Origin of the sequence: Pseudomonas sp. 2835 (assembly GCF_050435905.1) — a bacterium.
Lineage (GTDB): Bacteria > Pseudomonadota > Gammaproteobacteria > Pseudomonadales > Pseudomonadaceae > Aquipseudomonas.
The window spans coordinates 45,641-67,409 of sequence record NZ_JBNDLE010000007.1; the positions used below are offsets into that span (position 1 = coordinate 45,641).

The 21,769-nt window shown below is 62.4% G+C and carries 18 protein-coding genes, 1 tRNA gene and 1 pseudogene; 16 read left to right on the forward strand and 4 right to left on the reverse strand.

Going from position 1 to position 21,769, the window contains the following annotated elements; all coding sequences use genetic code 11:
* Positions 1-32 precede the first annotated feature (32 nt).
* Positions 33-1,262 (forward strand): multifunctional CCA addition/repair protein, encoded by a 1,230-nt coding sequence (locus ABIE20_RS12075; protein WP_429505296.1) that lies wholly within the window; start codon positions 33-35, stop codon positions 1,260-1,262.
* Between the two features lie 63 nt (positions 1,263-1,325).
* On the opposite strand, the gene folK is transcribed toward ABIE20_RS12075, so the two are convergent.
* The gene (gene folK, locus ABIE20_RS12080; RefSeq protein ID WP_429505297.1) at positions 1,326-1,835 is read right to left on the reverse strand and encodes a 2-amino-4-hydroxy-6-hydroxymethyldihydropteridine diphosphokinase; all 510 of its coding nucleotides are present in this window, start codon (positions 1,833-1,835) and stop codon (positions 1,326-1,328) included.
* Positions 1,826-2,179, reverse strand: coding sequence for a dihydroneopterin aldolase (folB, locus tag ABIE20_RS12085; RefSeq protein ID WP_115085024.1), 354 nt, complete (start codon positions 2,177-2,179; stop codon positions 1,826-1,828). The genes folK and folB overlap by 10 nt, the downstream gene beginning before the upstream one ends.
* 74 nt (positions 2,180-2,253) lie before the next feature.
* Between folB and plsY the strand changes: the two genes are divergently transcribed.
* Positions 2,254-2,823, forward strand: a complete 570-nt coding sequence (gene plsY / locus ABIE20_RS12090; protein WP_429505298.1) for a glycerol-3-phosphate 1-O-acyltransferase PlsY — start codon at positions 2,254-2,256, stop codon at positions 2,821-2,823.
* 26 nt (positions 2,824-2,849) lie between these two features.
* On the opposite strand, the gene tsaD is transcribed toward plsY, so the two are convergent.
* Positions 2,850-3,875, reverse strand: coding sequence for a tRNA (adenosine(37)-N6)-threonylcarbamoyltransferase complex transferase subunit TsaD (tsaD, locus tag ABIE20_RS12095; protein WP_038998431.1), 1,026 nt, complete (start codon positions 3,873-3,875; stop codon positions 2,850-2,852).
* Positions 3,876-4,076: 201 nt separating this feature from the next.
* On the opposite strand from tsaD, the gene rpsU reads away from it, so the two are divergent.
* The 5 genes from rpsU (at position 4,077) to ABIE20_RS12120 (ending at position 12,447) form a co-directional block, all read left to right on the forward strand.
* Complete coding sequence (gene rpsU / locus ABIE20_RS12100) at positions 4,077-4,292, forward strand: 30S ribosomal protein S21 (RefSeq protein WP_002551877.1); 216 nt, start codon at positions 4,077-4,079, stop codon at positions 4,290-4,292.
* 304 nt (positions 4,293-4,596) lie between these two features.
* A complete protein-coding gene (dnaG, locus tag ABIE20_RS12105; protein ID WP_258715935.1) occupies positions 4,597-6,567 on the forward strand; it encodes a DNA primase in 1,971 nt (656 codons plus the stop codon).
* A 67-nt stretch (positions 6,568-6,634) separates the two neighbouring features.
* Positions 6,635-8,485 carry an RNA polymerase sigma factor RpoD gene (gene rpoD, locus ABIE20_RS12110; protein WP_429505299.1) on the forward strand — a complete coding sequence of 617 codons (1,851 nt, stop codon included), beginning with the start codon at positions 6,635-6,637 and terminating at the stop codon, positions 8,483-8,485.
* A gap of 128 nt (positions 8,486-8,613) precedes the next feature.
* Positions 8,614-12,357 carry an EAL domain-containing protein gene (locus ABIE20_RS12115; RefSeq protein ID WP_429505300.1) on the forward strand — a complete coding sequence of 1,248 codons (3,744 nt, stop codon included), beginning with the start codon at positions 8,614-8,616 and terminating at the stop codon, positions 12,355-12,357.
* 13 nt (positions 12,358-12,370) lie between these two features.
* Positions 12,371-12,447: transfer RNA gene (locus ABIE20_RS12120), tRNA-Ile, on the forward strand.
* 42 nt (positions 12,448-12,489) lie between these two features.
* On the opposite strand, the gene ABIE20_RS12125 is transcribed toward ABIE20_RS12120, so the two are convergent.
* Positions 12,490-13,278, reverse strand: a complete 789-nt coding sequence (locus tag ABIE20_RS12125) for an AraC family transcriptional regulator (RefSeq protein WP_429505301.1) — start codon at positions 13,276-13,278, stop codon at positions 12,490-12,492.
* A 93-nt stretch (positions 13,279-13,371) separates the two neighbouring features.
* On the opposite strand from ABIE20_RS12125, the gene panB reads away from it, so the two are divergent.
* From panB to pqqB, 9 genes and pseudogenes are all read left to right on the forward strand, one after another.
* On the forward strand, positions 13,372-14,190 hold the full coding sequence (panB, locus tag ABIE20_RS12130) for a 3-methyl-2-oxobutanoate hydroxymethyltransferase (RefSeq protein WP_429505302.1): 819 nt from the start codon (positions 13,372-13,374) through the stop codon (positions 14,188-14,190).
* Positions 14,191-14,282: 92 nt separating this feature from the next.
* Positions 14,283-14,744, forward strand: coding sequence for an Lrp/AsnC family transcriptional regulator (locus ABIE20_RS12135; RefSeq protein ID WP_038998420.1), 462 nt, complete (start codon positions 14,283-14,285; stop codon positions 14,742-14,744).
* Positions 14,745-14,862: 118 nt separating this feature from the next.
* Positions 14,863-15,201 (forward strand): annotated as a pseudogene (locus tag ABIE20_RS12140) (toxin).
* 1 nt (position 15,202) lies between these two features.
* A complete protein-coding gene (locus ABIE20_RS12145; protein WP_429505303.1) occupies positions 15,203-15,517 on the forward strand; it encodes a helix-turn-helix domain-containing protein in 315 nt (104 codons plus the stop codon).
* 160 nt (positions 15,518-15,677) lie between these two features.
* A complete protein-coding gene (locus ABIE20_RS12150; protein WP_429505304.1) occupies positions 15,678-17,360 on the forward strand; it encodes a flavin monoamine oxidase family protein in 1,683 nt (560 codons plus the stop codon).
* A gap of 13 nt (positions 17,361-17,373) precedes the next feature.
* The gene (locus ABIE20_RS12155) at positions 17,374-18,171 is read left to right on the forward strand and encodes a carbon-nitrogen hydrolase family protein (protein WP_429505305.1); all 798 of its coding nucleotides are present in this window, start codon (positions 17,374-17,376) and stop codon (positions 18,169-18,171) included.
* A gap of 38 nt (positions 18,172-18,209) precedes the next feature.
* Positions 18,210-20,546, forward strand: coding sequence for a pyrroloquinoline quinone biosynthesis protein PqqF (pqqF, locus tag ABIE20_RS12160; RefSeq protein WP_429505306.1), 2,337 nt, complete (start codon positions 18,210-18,212; stop codon positions 20,544-20,546).
* Between the two features lie 167 nt (positions 20,547-20,713).
* A complete protein-coding gene (gene pqqA, locus ABIE20_RS12165; protein ID WP_008365141.1) occupies positions 20,714-20,785 on the forward strand; it encodes a pyrroloquinoline quinone precursor peptide PqqA in 72 nt (23 codons plus the stop codon).
* Between the two features lie 67 nt (positions 20,786-20,852).
* Positions 20,853-21,764: a pyrroloquinoline quinone biosynthesis protein PqqB gene (gene pqqB, locus ABIE20_RS12170; protein ID WP_429505307.1), complete on the forward strand. Its 912-nt coding sequence runs from the start codon at positions 20,853-20,855 to the stop codon at positions 21,762-21,764.
* Positions 21,765-21,769: the final 5 nt, after the last annotated feature.

A 21,769-nucleotide genomic window follows, 5' to 3' on the forward strand; every position in this document is an offset into this window, starting at 1 on the left:
AGGTTATCCTGTGGCATCAACGGAGGTTCTACATGCAGATCTACAAAGTCGGCGGCGCTGTACGCGACCGCCTGCTCGGCAGGCCGGTCAGTGATATCGACTGGGTCGTGGTCGGCGCCACGGCGGAACAAATGCAAGCCTTGGGCTATCGCCCGGTCGGGGCGGATTTTCCGGTATTCCTGCACCCCAAAAGCGGCGAGGAGTACGCCCTGGCGCGTACCGAGCGCAAGAGCGGACGCGGCTATGGCGGCTTCACCTTCCACGCCAGCCCCGAGGTTACCCTTGAAGAAGACCTGATCCGCCGCGACCTGACCATCAACGCCATGGCCGAAGACGACCAGGGCAACGTTTGTGACCCGTACAACGGCAAGAAGGACCTCGAAGCCCGCATCTTGCGTCACGTATCCCCGGCGTTCGCCGAAGATCCCTTGCGCGTGCTGCGTGTGGCCCGCTTTGCCGCGCGCTATGCCGGCATGGGCTTCAGCGTGGCCCCTGAAACCATCGAACTGATGCGTGCACTCAGCGAGTCAGGCGAGTTGCAGGCCCTGACCGCCGAGCGCAGCTGGAAGGAAATCGCCCGGGCACTGATGGAAGACCAACCCCAGGTATTCATCCAGGTATTGCGCGATTGCGGCGCCCTCAAACAATTGCTCCCGGAGCTCGATGCGCTGTTCGGCGTACCGCAGCCTGAGGCTCATCACCCGGAGATCGACAGCGGCATCCACACCCTCTCGGTGCTTGAACAAGCCGCCGCGCACCAACAGCCCCTGAGCGTGCGCTGGGCCTGCTTGCTGCATGACCTTGGCAAAGGCCTTACCCCAGAGGAAGAATGGCCACGGCACATCGCTCACGAGCAGCGCGGGCTGAAGTTGATCAAGGCGGTAAACCAGCGCTTCAAGGCGCCCCGCGAATGCCAGGAACTGGCCTTGCTGGTTGGTGAATATCACACCCACTGCCATCGGGCGCTGGAACTGCGCGCCTCGACGTTGCTGGAGCTGCTGCAAAGCTTCGACGTGTACCGCCGACCGCAACGCTTCGAGGAGTTCATCGTCGCCTGCGAGATGGACGCCCGGGGCCGCAAGGGCCTGGAGCAACGTGATTATCCACAGGCGGGTTATCTGCGCGGCGCGGCAGCAGCAGCGCGGGCGGTACAGGTGCAACCGCTGGTGCAGCGGGGGCTGACAGGGCAGGCACTGGGCGAGGCGCTCAAGGGCGAGCGACTGAAGGCGTTGAAGGCGTACAAGGACGATCCCGGGCGCTGAACCTATCGCGGGGCAAGCCCGTTCCGACAATCCTGTGGGAGCGGGCTTGCCCCGCGATCGAAGCTAAAGACCGGTCAACTGCTGCCCGCGCCACTCAAACGGAACTGGCGCCAGCACTTGATCGATCTGCGCTTCAGCCCACAACTGACCCATGGTTTTACCAGCCCCCGGGTGCAGCAACTCTGGCGCAATCAACGCCAGCGGCCACAGCACAAAAGCGTTCTTGAGAATCTCCGCCCGTGGCAACACCAGCCCGTCAAAGCTGCCATGCAGGTCGTTGTACATCAGCACATCGATATCCAGCGGCAAGCCCTTGCGCTCGGGGGCGTAGCGGCCGTTATCGGCCTCGATGAACTTGAGCCGGCGGTCCAGCTCCATCAGTGGAAGATCGGTCAGGCCGGTGACCACCAGATTGAAGAACGGCCCGCTCTTGATACCCACCGCCTGGCTTTCGAACACTGCAGAGCAGTGCATGTCGGTCAGCATCTCGGCCAGGGCATCGAGCCCCGCGGTCAAGTGCCGCTCGCGATCGATATTGCTGCCCAACCCGAGGTAAACCCTGTTCAGAGACATCCGCGCTCGATCTCCACGCCCACCCCACTGGCAGCAGGTACCGCGCCAGGCTTGGTCAGTTTCAGGCGCAACCAGGGAATCTGGAATTCGCTCATCAACACTGCCGCCAGGCGCTCGGCGAAGGTTTCCACCAACTGGAATTCGGATTGCTCGGCAAACGCCTGGATGCGCGCCGAAACGCTGGCGTAGTCCAGGGCCTTGGTCAGGTCGTCACCGGCTGCGGCCGGGCGGTTGTCCCAGGCAAAACTCAGGTCCAGACGCAGGCACTGGCGGATTCCGCGCTCCCAGTCATAGGCGCCGATCACGGTATCGACTTCCAGCCCCTCGATGAACACTCTGTCCAAGCACTTCTCTCCACAGCACGACAAGGGCGCGTTGCGCCGTTAGAATCAGGGCGTCCTCGCCCGGAATGGTTAGCATGTTTTGGTTACTGGCGCTGTGCGCCTACCTGCTCGGCTCTCTGTCCTTTGCCATCGTCCTCAGCCGCCTCAATGGCAGCCCGGACCCGCGCATGAGCGGTTCAGGCAATGCCGGTGCAACCAACATGCTGCGCCTGGCCGGCCGCAAACTGGCGGTCCTGACCCTGCTTGGCGACCTGTGCAAGGGCCTGCTGCCCGTGCTGGTCGCCAATCTTGCTGGCCTCGACCTGCAACAACAGGCCTGGATCGGCGTGTGCGCAGTGGTTGGCCATCTGTTCCCGGTGTACTTCCGCTTTCGCGGCGGCAAAGGTGTCGCCACCGCCGCCGGCATGCTGCTGGGGCTTTACCCGCCAGCCGCCTTGCTGGCCATCAGCGCCTGGCTGCTAACCTTCTACCTGACCCGCACCAGCTCGCTGGCGGCGCTGGTGGCAACGCCCCTGACCCTGCCACTACTGGCCTGGCGCGAGCCGGAAGCGCTGCTGCCGATCAGCGTGCTGACCGTGCTGATCGTCTGGCGTCACCGCGGCAATCTACGCGACCTTTTCGCCGGACGCGAACGGCATTTCTGAATCCACTGCATGAGCAACGCTCAGTTTCACAGCGGCGCCAGCTGCTCCATCGGCCAGCGCGCCTGCACGCTGATTGCCAGGCTTTCCTGCTGCCCGGCGGCCAGACGCTGGCAGCCGGCGTAGGCGATCATGGCGCCATTGTCGGTACAAAACTGCGGCCGGGCGTAGTACACATTGCCCTTGATGCCGGCCAGCATGTCTTCCAGCGAAGCGCGCAAGGCCTTGTTGGCACTGACGCCGCCAGCGATCACCAGGCGTTTGAGGCCGGTCTGCTTGAGGGCCCGCTTGCACTTGATGGTCAAAGTCTCCACCACCGCTTGCTGGAAGGCCAGCGACACGTCGCAACGAGTTTGTTCACCGTCGTCTCCAGCACTCTGACACTGCTGCCAGGTGTTGAGGGCAAAGGTTTTCAGGCCGCTGAAGCTGAAATCCAGCCCCGGACGATCGGTCATCGGCCGCGGGAAGACAAAGCGCCCGGGCACGCCCTGGGTCGCCAGGCGGGCGATCTCAGGGCCGCCCGGGTAAGGCAGGCCGATCAGCTTGGCGGTCTTGTCGAAGGCTTCGCCAGCGGCGTCATCGAGGGTCTCGCCGAGCAACTCGTATTGGCCGATACCATCGACGCGCACCAGCTGGGTATGCCCACCCGACACCAGCAAGGCGACGAACGGGAACTCCGGCGGTTGCTCTTCGAGCATCGGCGCCAGCAGGTGGCCTTCCATGTGGTGCACGCCGAGGGCTGGAATCCCCCAGGCAAATGCCAGAGCCTGAGCGCAGGAAGCGCCCACCAACAGTGCGCCCACGAGGCCGGGGCCTGCGGTGTAGGCAATGGCGTCGATCTCGGTGGCGACGCAGTCGGCTTCGGCCAGCACCTGGCGGATCAACGGCAGCATGCGCTTGACGTGATCACGCGAGGCCAGCTCCGGCACTACCCCGCCATAGACGCGGTGCAGGTCGATCTGACTGAACAATGCATCGGCCAGAAGGCCGCGTTCACTGTCGTATAATGCGACGCCGGTTTCGTCGCAGGATGTTTCCAATCCCAGTACTAGCATGGGTCCGTGCCTTGTTGAGGCTGAATTCGAAGGCGCGCATGATAGTCCCCGCTCCCGACGCCGACCAGCGGTTTTCGATCAGAGGCTTTGCATTCCGGTCGGCTAAGGGTTAACATCCGCAACCCTTAAAAACCGACGTTCTCCAGCGCACATTTTTGCCACGAGTTCGTTGACCCCGGTAATGAATGAAGGTAGCTCTGGATGCCAGCCGTCAAAGTTAAAGAGAATGAACCCTTCGACGTAGCTCTGCGTCGTTTCAAGCGCTCCTGCGAAAAAGCCGGTGTTCTGGCTGAAGTTCGTAGCCGCGAATTTTACGAGAAGCCGACTTCTGAGCGTAAGCGCAAAGCAGCAGCCGCTGTTAAACGTCACGCCAAGAAAGTTCAGCGCGAACAGCGCCGCGCCGTTCGTCTGTACTAATACAGACGTCCGTCGCAAGCTTCTGCCTCGCCCGGCCTACAGCCGGGCTGCCGGCAGTTGTTGCTTGATCCTTTGGCCTTCGGGCCCAAGGCGTCCTGCTGCCCTGCAGCATGGACAACCTGCCTGAATCGTCAGAACTGGCCGCAACGCCAGCTGTGCACGTCCTTCCTGACGAGCCTTCACCGGCTGCAGACGAGCACGTCTTTCCGTATTTTGTGTTACGCCATTCGACATCGCTCGAACGCGCAGCCGTTCCCGCCGCATTAGCGATTACACTTGCTTATCGCCTGATGATGAGAGTGCCATGGCCGGGCTGATTCCCCAGAGTTTTATCGACGACCTGCTTAACCGTACCGACATCGTCGATGTGGTGAGTTCGCGCGTGCAGCTGAAAAAAGCTGGCAAGAACCTCACGGCCTGCTGCCCGTTCCACAAGGAAAAGACCCCGTCCTTCAGCGTCAGCCCCGACAAACAGTTCTACTACTGCTTCGGCTGCGGCGCGGGCGGCAACGCCCTTGGCTTCATCATGGACCACGACAACCTGGATTTCCCCCAGGCCGTCGAGGAACTGGCCAAGGCCGCCGGCATGGAGATCCCCCGCGAAGAAAGCGGGCGTGGTCACAAACCCCGGCAACCGGTCGATTCACCGCTCTACCCGCTGCTTGAAGCAGCCGCCGAATTTTATCGCCAGGCGCTGCGCAGCCATCCGACACGCAAATCCGCGGTCGACTACCTCAAGGGCCGCGGCCTGTCCGGCGAGATCGCCCGCGACTTCGGCCTGGGCTTCGCCCCGCCTGGCTGGGACAACCTGTTCAAACATTTGAGCAGCGATACCCTGCAGCAAAAAGCCATGATCGATGCCGGCCTGCTGATCGAGAACGCCGAGTCCGGCAAGCGTTACGATCGCTTCCGCGACCGGGTGATGTTTCCGATCCGCGACAGCCGTGGCCGGGTCATCGCCTTCGGCGGCCGGGTACTGGGCGACGACAAGCCCAAGTACCTGAACTCCCCGGAAACCCCGGTGTTCCACAAGGGGCAGGAGCTGTACGGGCTGTACGAAGCGCGCAAGTTCAACCGCAATCTTGACGAGATCATCGTGGTCGAAGGCTACATGGACGTCATCGCCCTCGCGCAGCAAGGCTTGCGCAATGCGGTGGCGACCCTGGGCACGGCCACCAGCGAAGAACACCTCAAGCGCTTGTTTCGCGTGGTGCCGAGCGTGCTGTTCTGTTTCGACGGCGACCAGGCTGGCCGCAACGCTGCCTGGCGCGCTCTGGAGGCAACGCTTTCGAGCCTGCAGGACGGGCGCAAGGCGCGCTTTCTGTTTTTGCCCGAAGGCGAAGACCCGGACACCCTGGTACGCGCCGAAGGCACCGATGCCTTCCGCGCGCGCATCAACCAGCATGCGCAGCCACTGGCCGATTACTTTTTCCAGCAGTTGACCGAGGAAGCCGACCCGCGCTCGCTCGAAGGCAAGGCGCACATGGCCACCCTTGCTGCACCGTTGATCGAAAAAGTGCCCGGGGCCAACCTGCGTGCCCTGATGCGCAATCGCCTCAAGGAAATCACCGGCCTGGATAACCAGCAGGTCGAACAACTGGCGCACAGCGCACCCGTTGAAGCTCCACCCAGTTACGACCCGGGCATCGATTACGACGCCATTCCCGACTACACCCCGGATTACGCTGATTTTCACCAGCCCGAATACGCACCTCAGCAACAGCAGTGGACGCCGAACAAGGGCGGCAAGAAAAAGTGGGAAGGCAAGCCCTGGGACAAGAAGGGCAAACCCTGGGAGCGCAACGGCCAGCGCCAGGATGCGCCACCACGGGTTCCGACTTCGGTAGAACCGCCGACCTTGAGCGCCCTGCGCACCCTGCTGCATCACCCGCAACTGGCGAAAAAGGTCGAAGATGCCAGCCAGCTGGCGGCCGAAGAACACGTCTATGCCCAGCTGCTGGTAGCCCTGCTCGAGGCGTTGCAAAAGAATCCTGAGCTACGCTCACTACAGCTGATCGCCCGCTGGCATGGCACCGAACAGGGCCGCCTGCTAAGGGCATTGGCAGAAAAGGAATGGCTGATCGATGCCGATAACCTTGAACAACAGTTTTTCGACACCATAACTAGCTTGTCCGCTCGCCAACGCGAGCGCAGCCTGGAACATCTGCTCAGGAAAGCACGTCAAAGTGACTTGAGCGCAGAGGAAAAAAATCAGCTGCGTGACCTGTTAAGCCGTAATGTTCCCGCACAAACCCCGACCTCAACTGGCGCGTGAGGTCCTAGCTCGGGTATAATCCTCGGCTTGTTTTTTGCCCGCCAAGACCTTCAGTGGATAGGGTGTTATGTCCGGAAAAGCGCAACAGCAGTCTCGCATCAAAGAGTTGATCACCCGCGGTCGTGAGCAGGGCTACCTGACTTACGCGGAGGTCAACGACCACCTGCCAGAGGATATTTCAGATCCGGAGCAGGTGGAAGACATCATCCGCATGATCAACGACATGGGGATCAACGTATTCGAGAGTGCTCCGGATGCGGATGCCCTTTTGTTGGCCGAAGCCGACACCGACGAAGCCGCAGCTGAAGAAGCCGCCGCAGCGTTGGCGGCTGTGGAAACCGATATTGGTCGCACGACTGACCCGGTGCGCATGTACATGCGTGAAATGGGGACCGTCGAGCTTCTGACCCGCGAAGGCGAAATCGAAATCGCCAAGCGGATCGAAGAAGGTATTCGTGAAGTCATGGGTGCTATTGCCCACTTCCCGGGTACTGTCGAGCACATCCTCTCCGAGTACGATCGCGTCACCACCGAAGGTGGCCGCCTGTCCGACGTCCTCAGCGGTTACATCGACCCGGACGACGGCATCGCGCCGCCGGCCGAAGTGCCGCCGCCGATCGACCCGAAAGCCCCGGCCAAGGCCGATGCTGACGACGACGAGGAAGAGAAAGAGGAAAGCACCGACGAAGAGGAAGAAGTCGAAAGCGGTCCGGATCCGGTCGTCGCGCAACAGCGCTTCGGTGCCGTCCAGGATCAGCTCAACGCTACCCTCAAGGTGCTGAAGAAGAACGGCCGCAGCCACAAGGACAGCCTCAAGGCGATGCTTGATCTGGCCGAGCTGTTCATGCCGATCAAGCTGGTACCGAAGCAGTTCGAAGCCCTGGTTGAGCGCGTTCGTAGCGCCCTGGACCGCCTGCGTCAGCAAGAACGCGCCATCATGCAACTGTGCGTCCGTGACGCACGCATGCCACGTGCCGACTTCCTGCGCCTGTTCCCGAGTAACGAAATCGACCAGACCTGGGCCAGCGACCTGGCCAAGCGCAGCACCAAATGGGCTGCCGCCCTGGGTGAGAAAAGCGACGCAATCGTAGCCTGCCAGCAGAAGCTGATCGACCTCGAAAGCGAAACCGGCCTGACCATCGCCGAGATCAAGGACATCAACCGTCGCATGTCGATCGGTGAAGCCAAGGCTCGTCGCGCCAAGAAGGAAATGGTCGAGGCCAACCTGCGTCTGGTTATCTCGATCGCCAAGAAGTACACCAACCGCGGCCTGCAGTTCCTCGACCTGATCCAGGAAGGCAACATCGGCCTGATGAAGGCGGTGGACAAGTTCGAATACCGTCGTGGTTACAAGTTCTCGACCTATGCCACCTGGTGGATCCGCCAGGCGATCACCCGTTCGATCGCCGACCAGGCCCGCACCATCCGTATTCCGGTGCACATGATCGAGACGATCAACAAGCTCAACCGCATTTCCCGGCAGATGTTGCAGGAAATGGGTCGCGAACCGACCCCGGAAGAGCTGGGTGAACGCATGGAAATGCCTGAGGACAAGATCCGCAAGGTATTGAAGATCGCCAAAGAGCCGATCTCCATGGAAACCCCGATCGGTGACGACGAAGATTCGCACCTGGGTGACTTCATCGAAGACTCGACCATGCAGTCGCCAATCGATGTGGCCACGGTCGAAAGCCTCAAGGAAGCGACCCGTGACGTGCTCTCCGGTCTGACCGCACGCGAAGCCAAGGTGCTGCGCATGCGTTTCGGTATCGATATGAACACCGATCACACCCTCGAAGAGGTCGGCAAACAGTTCGACGTGACCCGTGAGCGGATCCGTCAGATTGAAGCCAAGGCGCTGCGCAAGCTGCGCCACCCGACGCGAAGCGAGCATCTGCGCTCCTTCCTCGACGAGTGATGACAAACCCCGGCCCAGGCCGGGGTTTTTCTTTTCCGGCGAACGGCGCTTTTCAGCCTTCGCCCACTACCCCGCCGCTTAAATGCCCGTCTACACTCGAATCAATCCACCTGTGTGACGAGGCCGCTATGCCCCGAATGCCGGCCCTTCTGTTGGCTCTCCTGCTCGTCTGGAGTGCAACCGCCGGCGCCCTGACCCTGACTGAAGAAGAACAAGCCTGGCTCAGCGCTCATCCGCAGCTGCGCCTGGGCGTCGATGCATCCTGGCCACCTTTCGAATACCGGGACCAGGACGGTCGCTACCAGGGATTGGCCGCCGACTACATTGCCCTTATCCAGGAGCGCCTGGGTGTGCAGTTCAAGCCGATCGAACCGATCAGCTGGACAGCCGTGCTCGAACAGGCACGCAAGAACAAGCTCGACTTGCTGCCCGGCATCATGTCGACCCCCGAGCGCCAGAGCTTTCTGGCCTTCACCCGCCCGTACCTGGATTTTCCGATTGTCATCCTCGCCCACGATGGCGGCCCGCAACCGCGCACCATCAAGGACCTCTACGGCCTGAAGATCGCCGTGGTGGAAAACTACGCGCCCCATGAGCTGTTGCGCACCCACCACCCTGACCTCAACCTGGTGGCCCTGCCCAATGTCAGCTCGGCACTGCAGGCCCTGGCCACCGATGAGGTGGACGCCGTGGTGGGCGACCTTGCCTCGAGCATCTGGAGCCTGCGCCAGCTCAAGCTCGAAGGCCTGTACGTCAGCGGTGAAACACCCTACCGCTATCAGCTGGCTATGGCGGTGCCACGGGAGCAGAAGATCCTCGTCGGCATTCTCGACAAGGTTATGGCCGACATGAGCCCCGGCGAAATCAGCAATATCCAGGAGCGCTGGGTCGGCAAGGTGCTTGACCATCGCACGCTGTGGTACGACCTGCTGATCTACGGCCTGCCTGCCCTGCTGTTGATGACCGCTATCCTCGCGGCGGTGATCCGCGTCAACCGCCGCCTTAGCTCGGAGATTTCCCGGCGCATCGCCCTCGAGCAGGAACTGCGCAGCAGCGAATACCACTACCGCGGCCTGGTCGAAAGCCTTTCCGCCATTGCTTGGGAAGCCGACGCCAACGATTTTACCTACAGCTACGTCTCACCCCATGCCGAAGACCTGCTTGGCTACCCGTTGAACCAGTGGCTGCGCCCGGGGTTCTGGCGCAGCATCATTCACCCCGACGACGCGCTCTGGGCCCAGGCCTACTGCGACAGCGAAACCGCCGCCGGACGCGATCACAGCCTCGATTACCGGGTGATCCGCGCCGACGGCCGCAGCCTGTGGGTGCGCGATATCGTCAGCCTCATCGAGCACGGGCACAAACCGGTGATGCGCGGGCTGATGATCGACATCAGCGAAACCAAGAACGCCGAAGAAGCCCTGCGCCTGTCAGAGCAGAAGTTCGCCTCGGTGTTTCAGCAGTGCCCGGATATCCTGGTCATCGCCCGCATGAGCGACGGCTGCCTGCTGGAGGTCAACGAAGCTTTCGAAGAGCAAATCGGCCTGAGCCCGGCGCAGGTACTGGGCCGCACCGCGACCGAGCTGAATATCTGGGGCATCGACGGCGTCGGCCCTGACCTGCTCAAGCGCTTGCAGTCCGGCAGCATCCGCAACCTGGAAATGGTGTTTCGGCGCAGCAATGGTCAGTTGTTCACCGGCCTGACCTCCGCCGAAACCTTCCAGCTCGACAGCACGCCAGCGCTGGTGGTGGCGGTGCGCGACATCAGCCAGCTGAAAGAAACCCAGGAGCAGTTGCAAACCTCCGAAGAGAAGTTCGCCAAGGCGTTCCATGCCTCGCCCGACGGCCTGCTATTGTCGCGCCAGAGCGATGGCCTGCTGATCGAAGTGAACGAAGGCTTCTGCCGCCTGACCGGCTACGACACTCATATGTCCCTGGATCACACCTCCCTGGACCTGGGCATCTGGGTCGACCTCAACGAGCGCCGCCGGCTGCTGGAGACGCTCCAGCGCGATGGTTTCGTGCGTGATTTCAGCTGCCATATCCGCCGCAGCGATGGCCAGATCCGTCTCTGCGAGCTATCGGCCAGGCCGCTGCCCATTGCCGGTGTCGACTGCATGCTGACCATTGCCCGCGACATCACTGAACGCCACCTGATGCAGGAAAAACTGCAACTGGCCGCCACGGTGTTCGAGAACACCGCCGAAGGCGTGTTGATCACCGACACCGACCAGCGCATCAGCGCGGTCAACCGCGCCTTCAGCGAGATCACCGGTTACAGCGAGTTCGAAGCGCTGGGCCAGACACCGCGGCTGCTCGCCTCCGGCCAGCACGACAGTGCCTTCTATGTAGCCATGTGGCACCAACTGACGGCCGAAGGCCATTGGCAGGGCGAAATCCACAACCGGCGCAAGAACGGCGAAATCTACCCCAGTTGGCTGACTATCAGCGCCGTACGCAACAGCGAGCGGGTCATCACCCACTTCGTTGCGGTGTTCGCCGATATCTCCAGCCTCAAGCACGCCCAGGCCAAGCTCGATTACCAGGCCCATCACGACCCGCTGACCGGCCTGCCCAATCGCACCCTGTTCGAAAGCCGTCTGCAGGCCGCGCTCAACTGCGCCCAGGCCTCCAAGCGCCAGGGCGCGGTGCTGTTTCTCGATCTCGACCGCTTCAAGCACATCAACGACAGCCTTGGCCACCCGGTCGGCGACCTGTTGCTCAAAGGCATCGCCCAGCGGCTCAAGGAGCAGGTGCGCGACATCGATACCGTCGCACGCCTGGGCGGCGACGAGTTCATCATCCTCCTGCCCGGCCTGCACCAGCCCAGTGATGCCGAGCACATCGCGCACAAACTGCTGGCCTGCTTCGGCGCACCGTTCCAGGCAGGCGAACATGAGTTCTTCACCAGCGCCAGCATCGGCACCAGCCTTTATCCCCAGGACGGCACCGACGTCGCCTCGCTGATCCGCAACGCCGACGCGGCCATGTACCGCTCCAAGGCCAAGGGGCGCAACCGGGTCGAGTCCTACACCCGCGACCTCACGGCCCAGGCCAGCGAGCGCATCGCCCTGGAGCACGAACTGCGCCGGGCCATCGAGCGCAATGAACTGAGCCTGTGCTACCAGCCCAAGTTCAGCCTCAAGACCCAGAGCCTGGTCGGTGCCGAAGCGCTGATCCGCTGGACCAACCCGACGTTTGGCGACGTCCCGCCGGAGCACTTCATTGCACTGGCCGAAGAGAACGGCATGATCCTGCAACTGGGCGACTGGGTGCTGGAACAGGCCTGTCGGCAAATGCAGGACTGGAAACACAACTACCTGGCGTTCGGCCCGCTGTCAGTCAACCTGGCCGGCGCGCAATTGCGCCAGCCAAGCCTGGTCAAACGCATTGAACAACTGCTCAAGACCCACCAGCTCAAGGCCGGAGACCTGCAGTTGGAGATCACCGAAAACTTCATCATGAGCCAGGCCGAGGAAGCCCTGGCCATCCTCCATCAACTCAAGCACCTGGGCGTGCAACTGGCGATCGACGACTTCGGCACCGGCTACTCGTCGCTGAGCTACCTCAAGCGCCTGCCGCTGGATATCCTCAAGATCGACCAGTCGTTCATCCGCGGCCTGCCGGACGACCCTCATGATGCGGCAATTGCCCGCGCCATCATCGCCCTGGGCCGCAGCATGCAGCTGACCATCATTGCCGAAGGGGTGGAAAGCCAGGCCCAGCAGCAGTTTCTTGCCGCCGAAGGCTGCGAGCAGATCCAGGGATACATCGTCAGCCTGCCGCTACCGGCCGAGGAATTCGCCAGGACCTTCCTTCGCATAGCTCTTTCAGATCTTTCGGATGGCACAGCCTGGAATCCCTCGTTATAATCCGCGTCCACTGGGGCCTATAGCTCAGTTGGTTAGAGCAGGGGACTCATAATCCCTTGGTCGCAGGTTCGAGTCCTGCTGGGCCCACCAAACAAAAAGCCGCGCATTGCGCGGTTTTTTTTGTGCCCGCTGTCAGCTGCGCAATTCTGCCGCCCACAGGCCTGGGGTCTTGCCGTAGTGGCGCTGAAACAGAGCAATGAACGCCGACACCGAGTCGTAGCCCAGCTCATTGGCCAGCGCCGTGACGCTCATGCCTTGCGCCAGCAACGGCAACGCCGCCAACAGGCGCAAGCGCTGGCGCCACTCCCTGAACGACAACTGTGTCTGCGCCTGAAACAGCCGCACCAGGGTACGCCGCGAAGCGCCGACCTGCTGCGCCCAGTCTTCAATACTGCGGTTGTCGCCAGGGTTGGCCTGCAAGGCTTCGCTGATTCGGCGCAGGCGCGGATCGCTGGGCAGCGGCAGGCCGAACGGCGCTTCGGGCAGTTCGCGCAACTCATCTACCAGCACCTGCAACAGCCGCGCCTGGGCGCCTTGGGCAGGGTATTGCGGCGCAAAGCTGTTGGCCTTGGCGATCAGCTCACGTACCAGCGGCGTAACTTGCACCACACCGCAAGGGCGCTGGTAGCCATTGAGCAGCGAGTCATCCAGGTACAGCCCGCGAAACTCGATGGCCTGGTCGCTATAGGCGGTGTGTTCGACCCCCGCTGGTATCCACAACGCACATTGCGGCGGCAGCAGGTAGCTGTGGTGCTCGGTGACCACTTGCATGATCCCGGCGCTGGCGTAGGTAAACTGCACCCAGGGGTGCCTGTGCAGTTGCACCCGATGACCGGCCGGAATGGCAAACATGCGCCGGTAAACCGGCCCCGGCAGTTGCTGGAAGTCCGGCAGCGGCGGTACTTCACTGCTTTGTCTCATTGGCGGCAATGCCTGTCTCCTTTGCTCAAGTGAGCCGACGAAGGCCGATGGTAGCCTGCGCCCGGCTTCGTTGAACAACCCAAGGAGAGACCGATGAGCAGCCATGTGCGTGAAAACCGTTTGAGCGTGCCCGCCATCCAGCAACGCAAGGGCGCTGGCAACCTGGTGGTGCTGACCGCCTACAGCATGCCGATGGCACGTTGGGTAGATGCCGAGGCCGATGTGATCATTGTCGGTGACTCGGTCGGCATGGTGCTGTATGGCCTGCCCAGCACACTCGGGGTCAGCCTGGAGATGATGATTGCCCATGGCCAGGCGGTGATGCGCGGCTCCGAGCGCGCCTGCGTGGTCATCGACCTGCCGTTCGGCAGTTATCAGGCCTCGCCCGAACAATCCTTCCTCAGTGCCGCCCGGCTGTTGCGCGAGACCGGTGCCCAGGGGGTCAAGCTTGAGGGCGGTGAAGAGCTGGCCGAGACCGTGGAGTTCCTCACCCGCCGCGGGATTCCGGTCATGGCCCATGTCGGCCTGATGCCGCAACAGGTCAACTGCCTGGGAGGTTTCAAGGCCCAGGGCCGCGATGATCAAAGTGCCGCCAAAGTGCGCCAGGACGCCCTGGCTATGCAGGCCGCCGGGGCTTTTTCGGTAGTGCTGGAAGGCATCGCCGAACCCCTGGCACGGCGCGTGAGTGAAGAACTGGCCATCCCCACCATCGGTATCGGCGCTTCACCGGCCTGTGATGGCCAGGTGCTGGTTACCGAAGACCTGCTTGGTTTGTTCGGCGAATACCAACCGCGCTTCGTCAAACGCTTTGCCGACCTTCAACCACAGATTGCCCAGGCATTGGCAGCCTATGCCCGGGAAGTACGCGACGGCAGCTTCCCCCAGGCCGAGCACTGCTTCAAGGCGCGCTGAGCACAGACGCCTTGCCCAAGGGTGAGGGCAATGGATAGGCTATCGCGCTTATTCCATGAGCCGCGAAATGCGGCTCTTGCCAGAGAGTGCCCATGTCCGACAGCCGCCCCGTCGCCCTCGACGAAATCGATCGCCAGCTGATCTCGCTGCTGCAGATCAACGCCCGTGAAAGCGTCGCCACGCTCGCCCGGCAACTGGGTATCGCGCGCACCACGGTAACTTCGCGCCTGGCCCGCCTGGAAAAGACCAAGGTCATCAGCGGCTACGGCGTGCGCCTCGGTCAGCGCCTGATCGATGGCGGCCTGCAAGCCTATGTCGGGATCAAGGTACAACCGCGTTCGGGAAAGGACGTGGTGCGGCGCCTGAGCGCCATGGGCCAGGTGCAGCAGTTGTGCGCGGTCAGCGGCGAATTCGATTACGTCGCCTGGCTGCGCAGCGACTCGCCCGAGCAACTGGACCAGTTGCTCGACCAGATCGGCAGCGTTGAAGGCGTGGAAAAAACCACCACCTCGATCATCCTCAGCAGCAAGGTGGATCGCGGGCAGCCGGTTTGACACACCAGGCAATCATCCCCCCGGATGCATCGCGGCTGCACGTATAGGCTGGTTACAGGCCCGTCGCTTGACGGCAAAGCTTGATAACCACAAACTATACGCAGATAACGTACAAAGCATGGAAGCACTTTTCGTCGAACTACCGGCCTTTGCGCGCTATCGCAGTGACTACCTGGATGACTAGGCGATGAAGGCCTTGCAGCTCGTATTGCTGCTCAATCCCCAGGCTGGCTCAGTCATCCAGGGGACCGGGGGCTTGCGCAAAGTTCGCTTTGCTGATGATCAGCGGCACAAGGGCAAGCGCGGTGGAATCCGAGTCATCTATTACTGGTGGAGCAACGGCCAACAGTTCTGGCTGTTCACCTTGTACGGCAAGGATCAACTGGACGACCTGAGCCCTGCGCAACGCCAGTCGCTCAAACAGATGCTCGATCTGCAAATCGAAGCGAGGAGATAAAATGAAACGCGATATTTTTTCCGAACTGAACGAAGGCTTCGATGCCCTTGCCCAGGAGCGTCAGGGCAAACTGACCCTGCGCTCGCATAAAATACAGCTCGCCGAGTTGATGGACGTCTCGGCCAAAGAGCTTGTGGCTATTCGCGAACGCTTGAACATGTCTCGCGCGGTGTTTGCCATGTACCTGCGCACCAATGCCCGCACCCTGGAAAACTGGGAACAGGGCCGGGCTCGCCCCAATGCCCAGGCAATGACGCTGATTCGCCTGGTAGAAAAATTCCCTGAAACCGTGGAGCACCTGGCTGCGCTGGCCTGATTCGTCATATAGATAAACAGCATCGTCAAAATGACTTATATCAAATCATAACGACGACACTCTGCATCTTAATTACGTAATCCCCGCCCCCTAAAATGACCGCCAGTGTTTTTTCTATACTCAAGCTCCGCACCCCGCGCAGCGCCTGGCAAGGTCACCTATGAACAAGAACAATCGTCACCCCGCCGACGGCAAGAAACCGATCACCATCTTCGGCCCGGATTTCCCTTTTGCCTTTGACGACTGGATCGAGCACCCGGCCGGCCTGGGCAATATTCCGGCTGCACGCCACGGCGAAGAAGTAGCGATTGTCGGCGCCGGTATCGCCGGGCTGGTGGCGGCATACGAGCTGATGAAGCTGGGCCTCAAGCCTGTGGTGTACGAAGCCTCGAAAATGGGCGGGCGCCTGCGTTCGCAGGCCTTCGAAGGCAGCGACGGGGTCATCGCCGAACTCGGCGGCATGCGTTTTCCGGTATCGTCGACGGCGTTCTATCACTATGTCGACAAGCTTGGCCTAGAAACCAAGCCCTTCCCCAACCCGCTGACCCCTGCGTCGGGCAGCACGGTAATCGACCTGGAAGGCCAGACCCACTACGCCGAAAAGCTCTCCGACCTGCCCAAGCTGTTTCAGGAAGTCGCCGATGCCTGGGCCGATGCCCTGGAAGACGGCGCCCGCTTCGGCGATATCCAGCAGGCTATTCGCGACCGCGATGTGCCGCGCCTCAAAGAGCTGTGGAACACCCTGGTACCGCTGTGGGACGACCGCACCTTCTACGACTTCGTCGCCACGTCCAAGGCCTTCGCCAAGCTCAGCTTCCTGCACCGCGAGGTGTTCGGCCAGGTCGGTTTCGGCACTGGCGGCTGGGACTCGGACTTCCCCAACTCGATGCTGGAAATCTTCCGCGTGGTGATGACCAACTGCGACGATCACCAGCACCTGGTCGTCGGCGGCGTCGAGCAGGTGCCGCTGGGCATCTGGCGCCATGTGCCGGAGCGTTGCGCGCACTGGCCGGCCGGCACCAGCCTCAGCTCGCTACACCGCGGCGCGCCACGCGCCGGGGTGAAAAGCATTGCCCGCGACAGCGACGGGCGCCTGGCGGTTACCGACACCTGGGGCGACACCCGCCACTACGCCGCGGTGCTGACCACCTGCCAGAGCTGGCTGCTGACCACCCAGATCGAGTGCGAAGAATCGCTGTTCTCACAGAAGATGTGGATGGCCCTGGACCGTACCCGCTACATGCAGTCGTCGAAGACCTTCGTCATGGTCGACCGGCCGTTCTGGAAGGACAAGGATCCGCAAACCGGTCGCGACCTGATGAGCATGACCCTGACCGACCGCCTGACCCGCGGCACCTACCTGTTCGACAACGGCGACGACAAGCCGGGGGTGATCTGCCTGTCCTATTCGTGGATGAGCGATGCGCTGAAGATGCTCCCGCACCCGGTGGAAAAACGCGTCAAGCTGGCTCTCGATGCGTTGAAGAAGATTTACCCGAAAGTCGATATCGCCGGGCACATCATCGGCGACCCGATCACCGTGTCGTGGGAAGCCGACCCGCATTTCCTCGGCGCCTTCAAGGGCGCCCTGCCCGGCCATTACCGCTATAACCAGCGCATGTACGCGCACTTCATGCAGCAGGACATGCCGGCCGAACAGCGCGGCATCTTCATCGCCGGTGACGATGTGTCGTGGACCCCGGCCTGGGTCGAAGGCGCGGTGCAGACTTCGCTCAATGCGGTGTGGGGTATCATGAATCACTTCGGTGGGCAGACCCACCCGGACAACCCAGGCCCGGGCGATGTGTTCAATGAAATCGGCCCCATCGCCCTGGCCGACTGACGGGAGAATCGCCATGCGCATCGCCCTGTTCCAAGGCGAACCGCAACCGCTGGACCTGCCCGGCAACCTCGAGCGCCTGCAGCAGCAGGCGCAACTGGCCGCTGCCCGCGGCGCCGAACTGCTGGTATGCCCGGAGATGTTCCTGAGCGGCTACAACATCGGCAGCGAAGCCGTCGCGCGCCTGGCCGAAGCCGAAGACGGCCCCTCGGCCATGGCCGTGGTGGAGATCGCCCAGAGCAACCGCATCGCCATTGCCTACGGCTACCCGGAGCTGTCCGAAGACGGGCAGATCTTCAACAGCGTGCAATTGATCGACGCCCACGGCAGCAGCCTGTGCAACTACCGCAAAACCCATCTGTTCGGCGGCCTGGACCGGGCGATGTTCAGCCCGGGGCCCGATCACTTCCCGGTGGTCGAGCTCAACGGCTGGCGCGTGGGCTTTTTGATCTGCTACGACATCGAGTTCCCGGAAAATGCCCGGCGCCTGGCCCTGGCCGGTGCAGAGCTGATCCTGGTACCAACGGCGAACATGGTGCCCTTCGACTTCATTGCCCAGGTCACCGTGCGCGCCCGCGCCTACGAGAACCAGTGCTACCTGGCGTACGCCAACTACTGCGGCAGCGAAGGCGACATCCACTACTGCGGACAAAGCAGCATCATCGGCCCGGATGGCAGCATCCTGGCCATGGCCGGTCGTGACAGCGCGCTGCTGAGCGCCGACCTCGACCTGCAGCGAGTGCAGCAAGGGCGGGCCAACAACCCTTACCTGCACGACCTGCGCCCCGAGCTCTACAGCACGGCGCGGCAATAATCCGCTAGCATGACGGTTCGCCTGTACCCGGAGCCGTCATGCCCAGCGCCTTGCACAACCTGACCCTCGCCAATGGCCTGCAGGTCACCCTGCGCCATGCCCCGCAGCTCAAACGCTGCGCGGCGGCTGTGCGGGTAGCGGCCGGCAGCCATGACGCGCCACCGGCGTGGCCGGGGTTGGCGCACTTTCTCGAACATCTGTTCTTTCTTGGCAATCAACGGTTTGCCCTGGACGACGGCCTGATGCGCTACGTGCAGCATCACGGCGGGCAAGTGAATGCCAGCACCCGCGAACGCAGCACCGAGTTCTTTTTCGAAGTGCCGCCTGCAGCCTTTGCCGGTGGCCTCGAACGACTGTGTCAGATGCTCGCGCACCCGCAGTTCGACCTTGAACGACAAGTGCGCGAACGGAAAGTGATCCATGCCGAATTCATTGCCTGGTCGCGCAACCCGCAAGCGCAAAGACAGTTCGCCTTGCTGCAGGCCGCTGGCAGCGCACATCCGTTGAGCGCCTTTCAGGCTGGCAACCGGTATAGCCTGCAGGTTCAAAACCCGGCGTTCCAGGCGGCGCTAAGGGGCTTTCATCAGCGCTACTATCAGGCCGGGCAGATCACCTTGAGCCTGAGCGGGCCACAAAGCCTCGACGAACTTTTGGCGTTGGTGAATCGCTTTGGCCAGGTGTTCAGTCACGGGGCAAAGGTGCAGCAGTCGCTACCACCGAGTTTCAATAGCCGCGCTCCACTGTTGATGCACAACGAACGGCAACTGGATGTGCTGTACCCGTGCGAGCAACTCCCCGCAGGTTTTGAGCAGGCAGTCGATTTTCTCGCTACCTGGCTGAGCGACACCCGGCCCGGCGGCTTGCCGGCGTGCTTGCGCGAGCGGGGCTGGCTGGCGCACTTCGCGTTTTCCTCGCTGTACAGCTATGCCGGCCAGTCGCTGCTGCATGCGGGCTTCAAGCTCAACGACGCGGCTGATGCCGCGCAGGTCCAGGCGCTGTTGACTGACTGGCTGGCGTTTTTCCGCACAGCGGACCTGAGCAGCATCAATCAGGAATACGCCCGCTTGCAGCGTTGTCGCGAACTTGCCGCCAGCGCGCTGGAGCTGGCACGCCGGGACAGCACCGGGCAACGCTTCGAAGCGCTGGACGCGCAAGGCTTGGCTGCGCTTGAGCAGTTGCTCGAAACAATGCTCGCCGGCCAGGTACAAACGTCTACCCACGCCTGGCAGTTGCCCACTGCAAATCCGTTGCTGAGCGTGAAGGCGCAGACCCTCTCGGTCAGCGCCGTTCCCGAAGGCCTGACTGTCTCTCCCCTGCTACCGCCGTCACGCGAGCATGGTGTCATTTACCTGCGCTGGCAGCTCGCCTCGGCCTTGCGTGGGCGCCTGTGGCAGGTACTGGATCGGGCGCTGCAAGCTCTGCGTGAACAGGCCGCGCAGGCTGGGGTGCAAATGCAATTGAGCACCTGCGACAAATACTGGCAACTGCGCTGCGCCGGCAATGGCACCGTAGTGGGCGCAGTGATCGAACAGGCGTTGGCCATACTGCGGCACCCGCCCAGCCAGAGCTGGACACCCGGCACTGCCGAGCAGGCCGACAACATGCCAATCCGCGCTCTGCTCAGGCAGTTGCCGGAGCAATTACTCGGCCGCCACGTCGACCAGCCCTTGCCAGCCTGCACGATCAGCCAGAGCGATCTGGATACGCTGTGGGCGTATTCAACCTGGACCGGTCTCTCGACCGGCTTCAGTGCCAGCCAGCAATCGGTGCTGAACCAGGCCCTAAGCGCAATGCCAGGGTGCGCTGGCAGGCATCTGCCGACCACAATCGAACCTGTGCGGCGCTGGCAAACGCTACCGCCAGCGGCCAGTGAACAGGCCTTGCTGCTGTTCTGCCCGATCGAGGATCAAGCTGCAGGCCGCCTGCTTGCCCAGCAGCTACAAGGGCCTTTCTATCAGCGCCTGCGGGTCGAACTGAACCTGGGCTACGCGGTGTTCAGCGCCTTCCGACAGATCGAGGGCTGCAATGGCCTGCTGCTTGGCGTGCAGTCGCCGTCGGCCAGCCACGCCGAGATCATCGGGCACATCCAGGCATTGCTCGATAACCTGAGCGCCACACTGAGCTGCAACACTGCAGATAAACAGGCCCTCGCCGCCCAGTTCGACGAACCGGCCATGGCCAACAATGAGGTTGCCGAATGGGCCTGGCAGGCGCATCTGGCCGGTCAGCAGCAGCCGCAGCTGAGCGATCTGCAAGCGGCGATTCTGGCGGTCGAGGCGCCGCAACTGCAGCACCTGGCCCGCCAGGTAAGCCAGGCCGAGCAAGGCTGGCTGTGCCTGGCCAACGGCCCCGCGCCTTGTGAAACCTGGCACTGAGGTGGGCGATTCTTACCGTCCCGGTAACGGCGTTTATCTCAGATTTAACCATTCGGTCCGTATTTTTTTAGTAAGATAGCGCAATCTTGGCTATGGAACCCCTCACCTGGAGGGTGGACTAAATAAGTAGCCTGCAACCCCCAGACCTATCCGGAAGGAGTAATCCCATGTGGACCAAACCTGCTTACACTGACCTGCGTATCGGCTTTGAAGTGACCATGTATTTCGCAAGCCGCTAAACCTGCTTGCGGTACAACGCCTCGGCCCGCCGGGGCGTTTTTATTTCAGGACGCGGCAGGAGTGGCCATGTACATCCAGATTCTAGGTTCCGCCGCCGGTGGCGGTTTTCCCCAGTGGAACTGCAACTGCGCCAACTGCAAAGGCTTTCGCGACGCCAGCCTGCGCGCCACGGCGCGGACCCAGTCATCGATTGCCCTGTCTGACGACGGTATCCATTGGGTGCTGTGTAACGCCTCACCGGACATCCGCGCGCAGCTGCAAAGCTTTGCCCCGATGCAACCGGCCCGTGCCCTGCGCGACACCGGCATCGATGCCATCGTCCTGCTCGACAGCCAGATCGACCACACCACCGGCCTGCTCAGCCTGCGCGAAGGCTGCCCGCACCAAGTCTGGTGCACCGACATGGTCCACCAGGACCTGAGCACCGGTTTCCCGCTGTTCACCATGCTCAGCCACTGGAACGGCGGCCTGCAATGGAAGCGCATCGCGCTCGAAGGCAGCTTCGTCATCGACGCCTGCCCGAACCTGCGCTTCAGCCCCTTCCCGCTGCGCAGCGCCGCACCGCCCTACTCGCCGCACCGCTTCGACCCACACCCGGGCGACAACCTCGGGTTGATGGTCGAAGACCTGCGCACCGGCGGCAAGCTGTTCTACGCCCCAGGCCTTGGCCAGGTCGACGGCAAATTGTTGCAGATGATGAGCGACGCCGACTGCCTGCTGGTCGACGGCACCCTCTGGGAGGATGATGAGATGCAGCGCCGCGGTGTCGGCACCCGCACCGGCCGCGAGATGGGCCATCTGGCGCAGAACGGCCCGGGCGGCATGCTCGAGGTACTGGAAGGCTTCCCGCGCCAGCGCAAGGTGCTTATCCACATCAACAACACCAACCCGATTCTCGATGAGGATTCGGCCGAGCGCGCCGAATGCGTACGCCGCGGCGTCGAAGTGGCCTTCGACGGCATGAGCATCACCCTCTAGGAGCC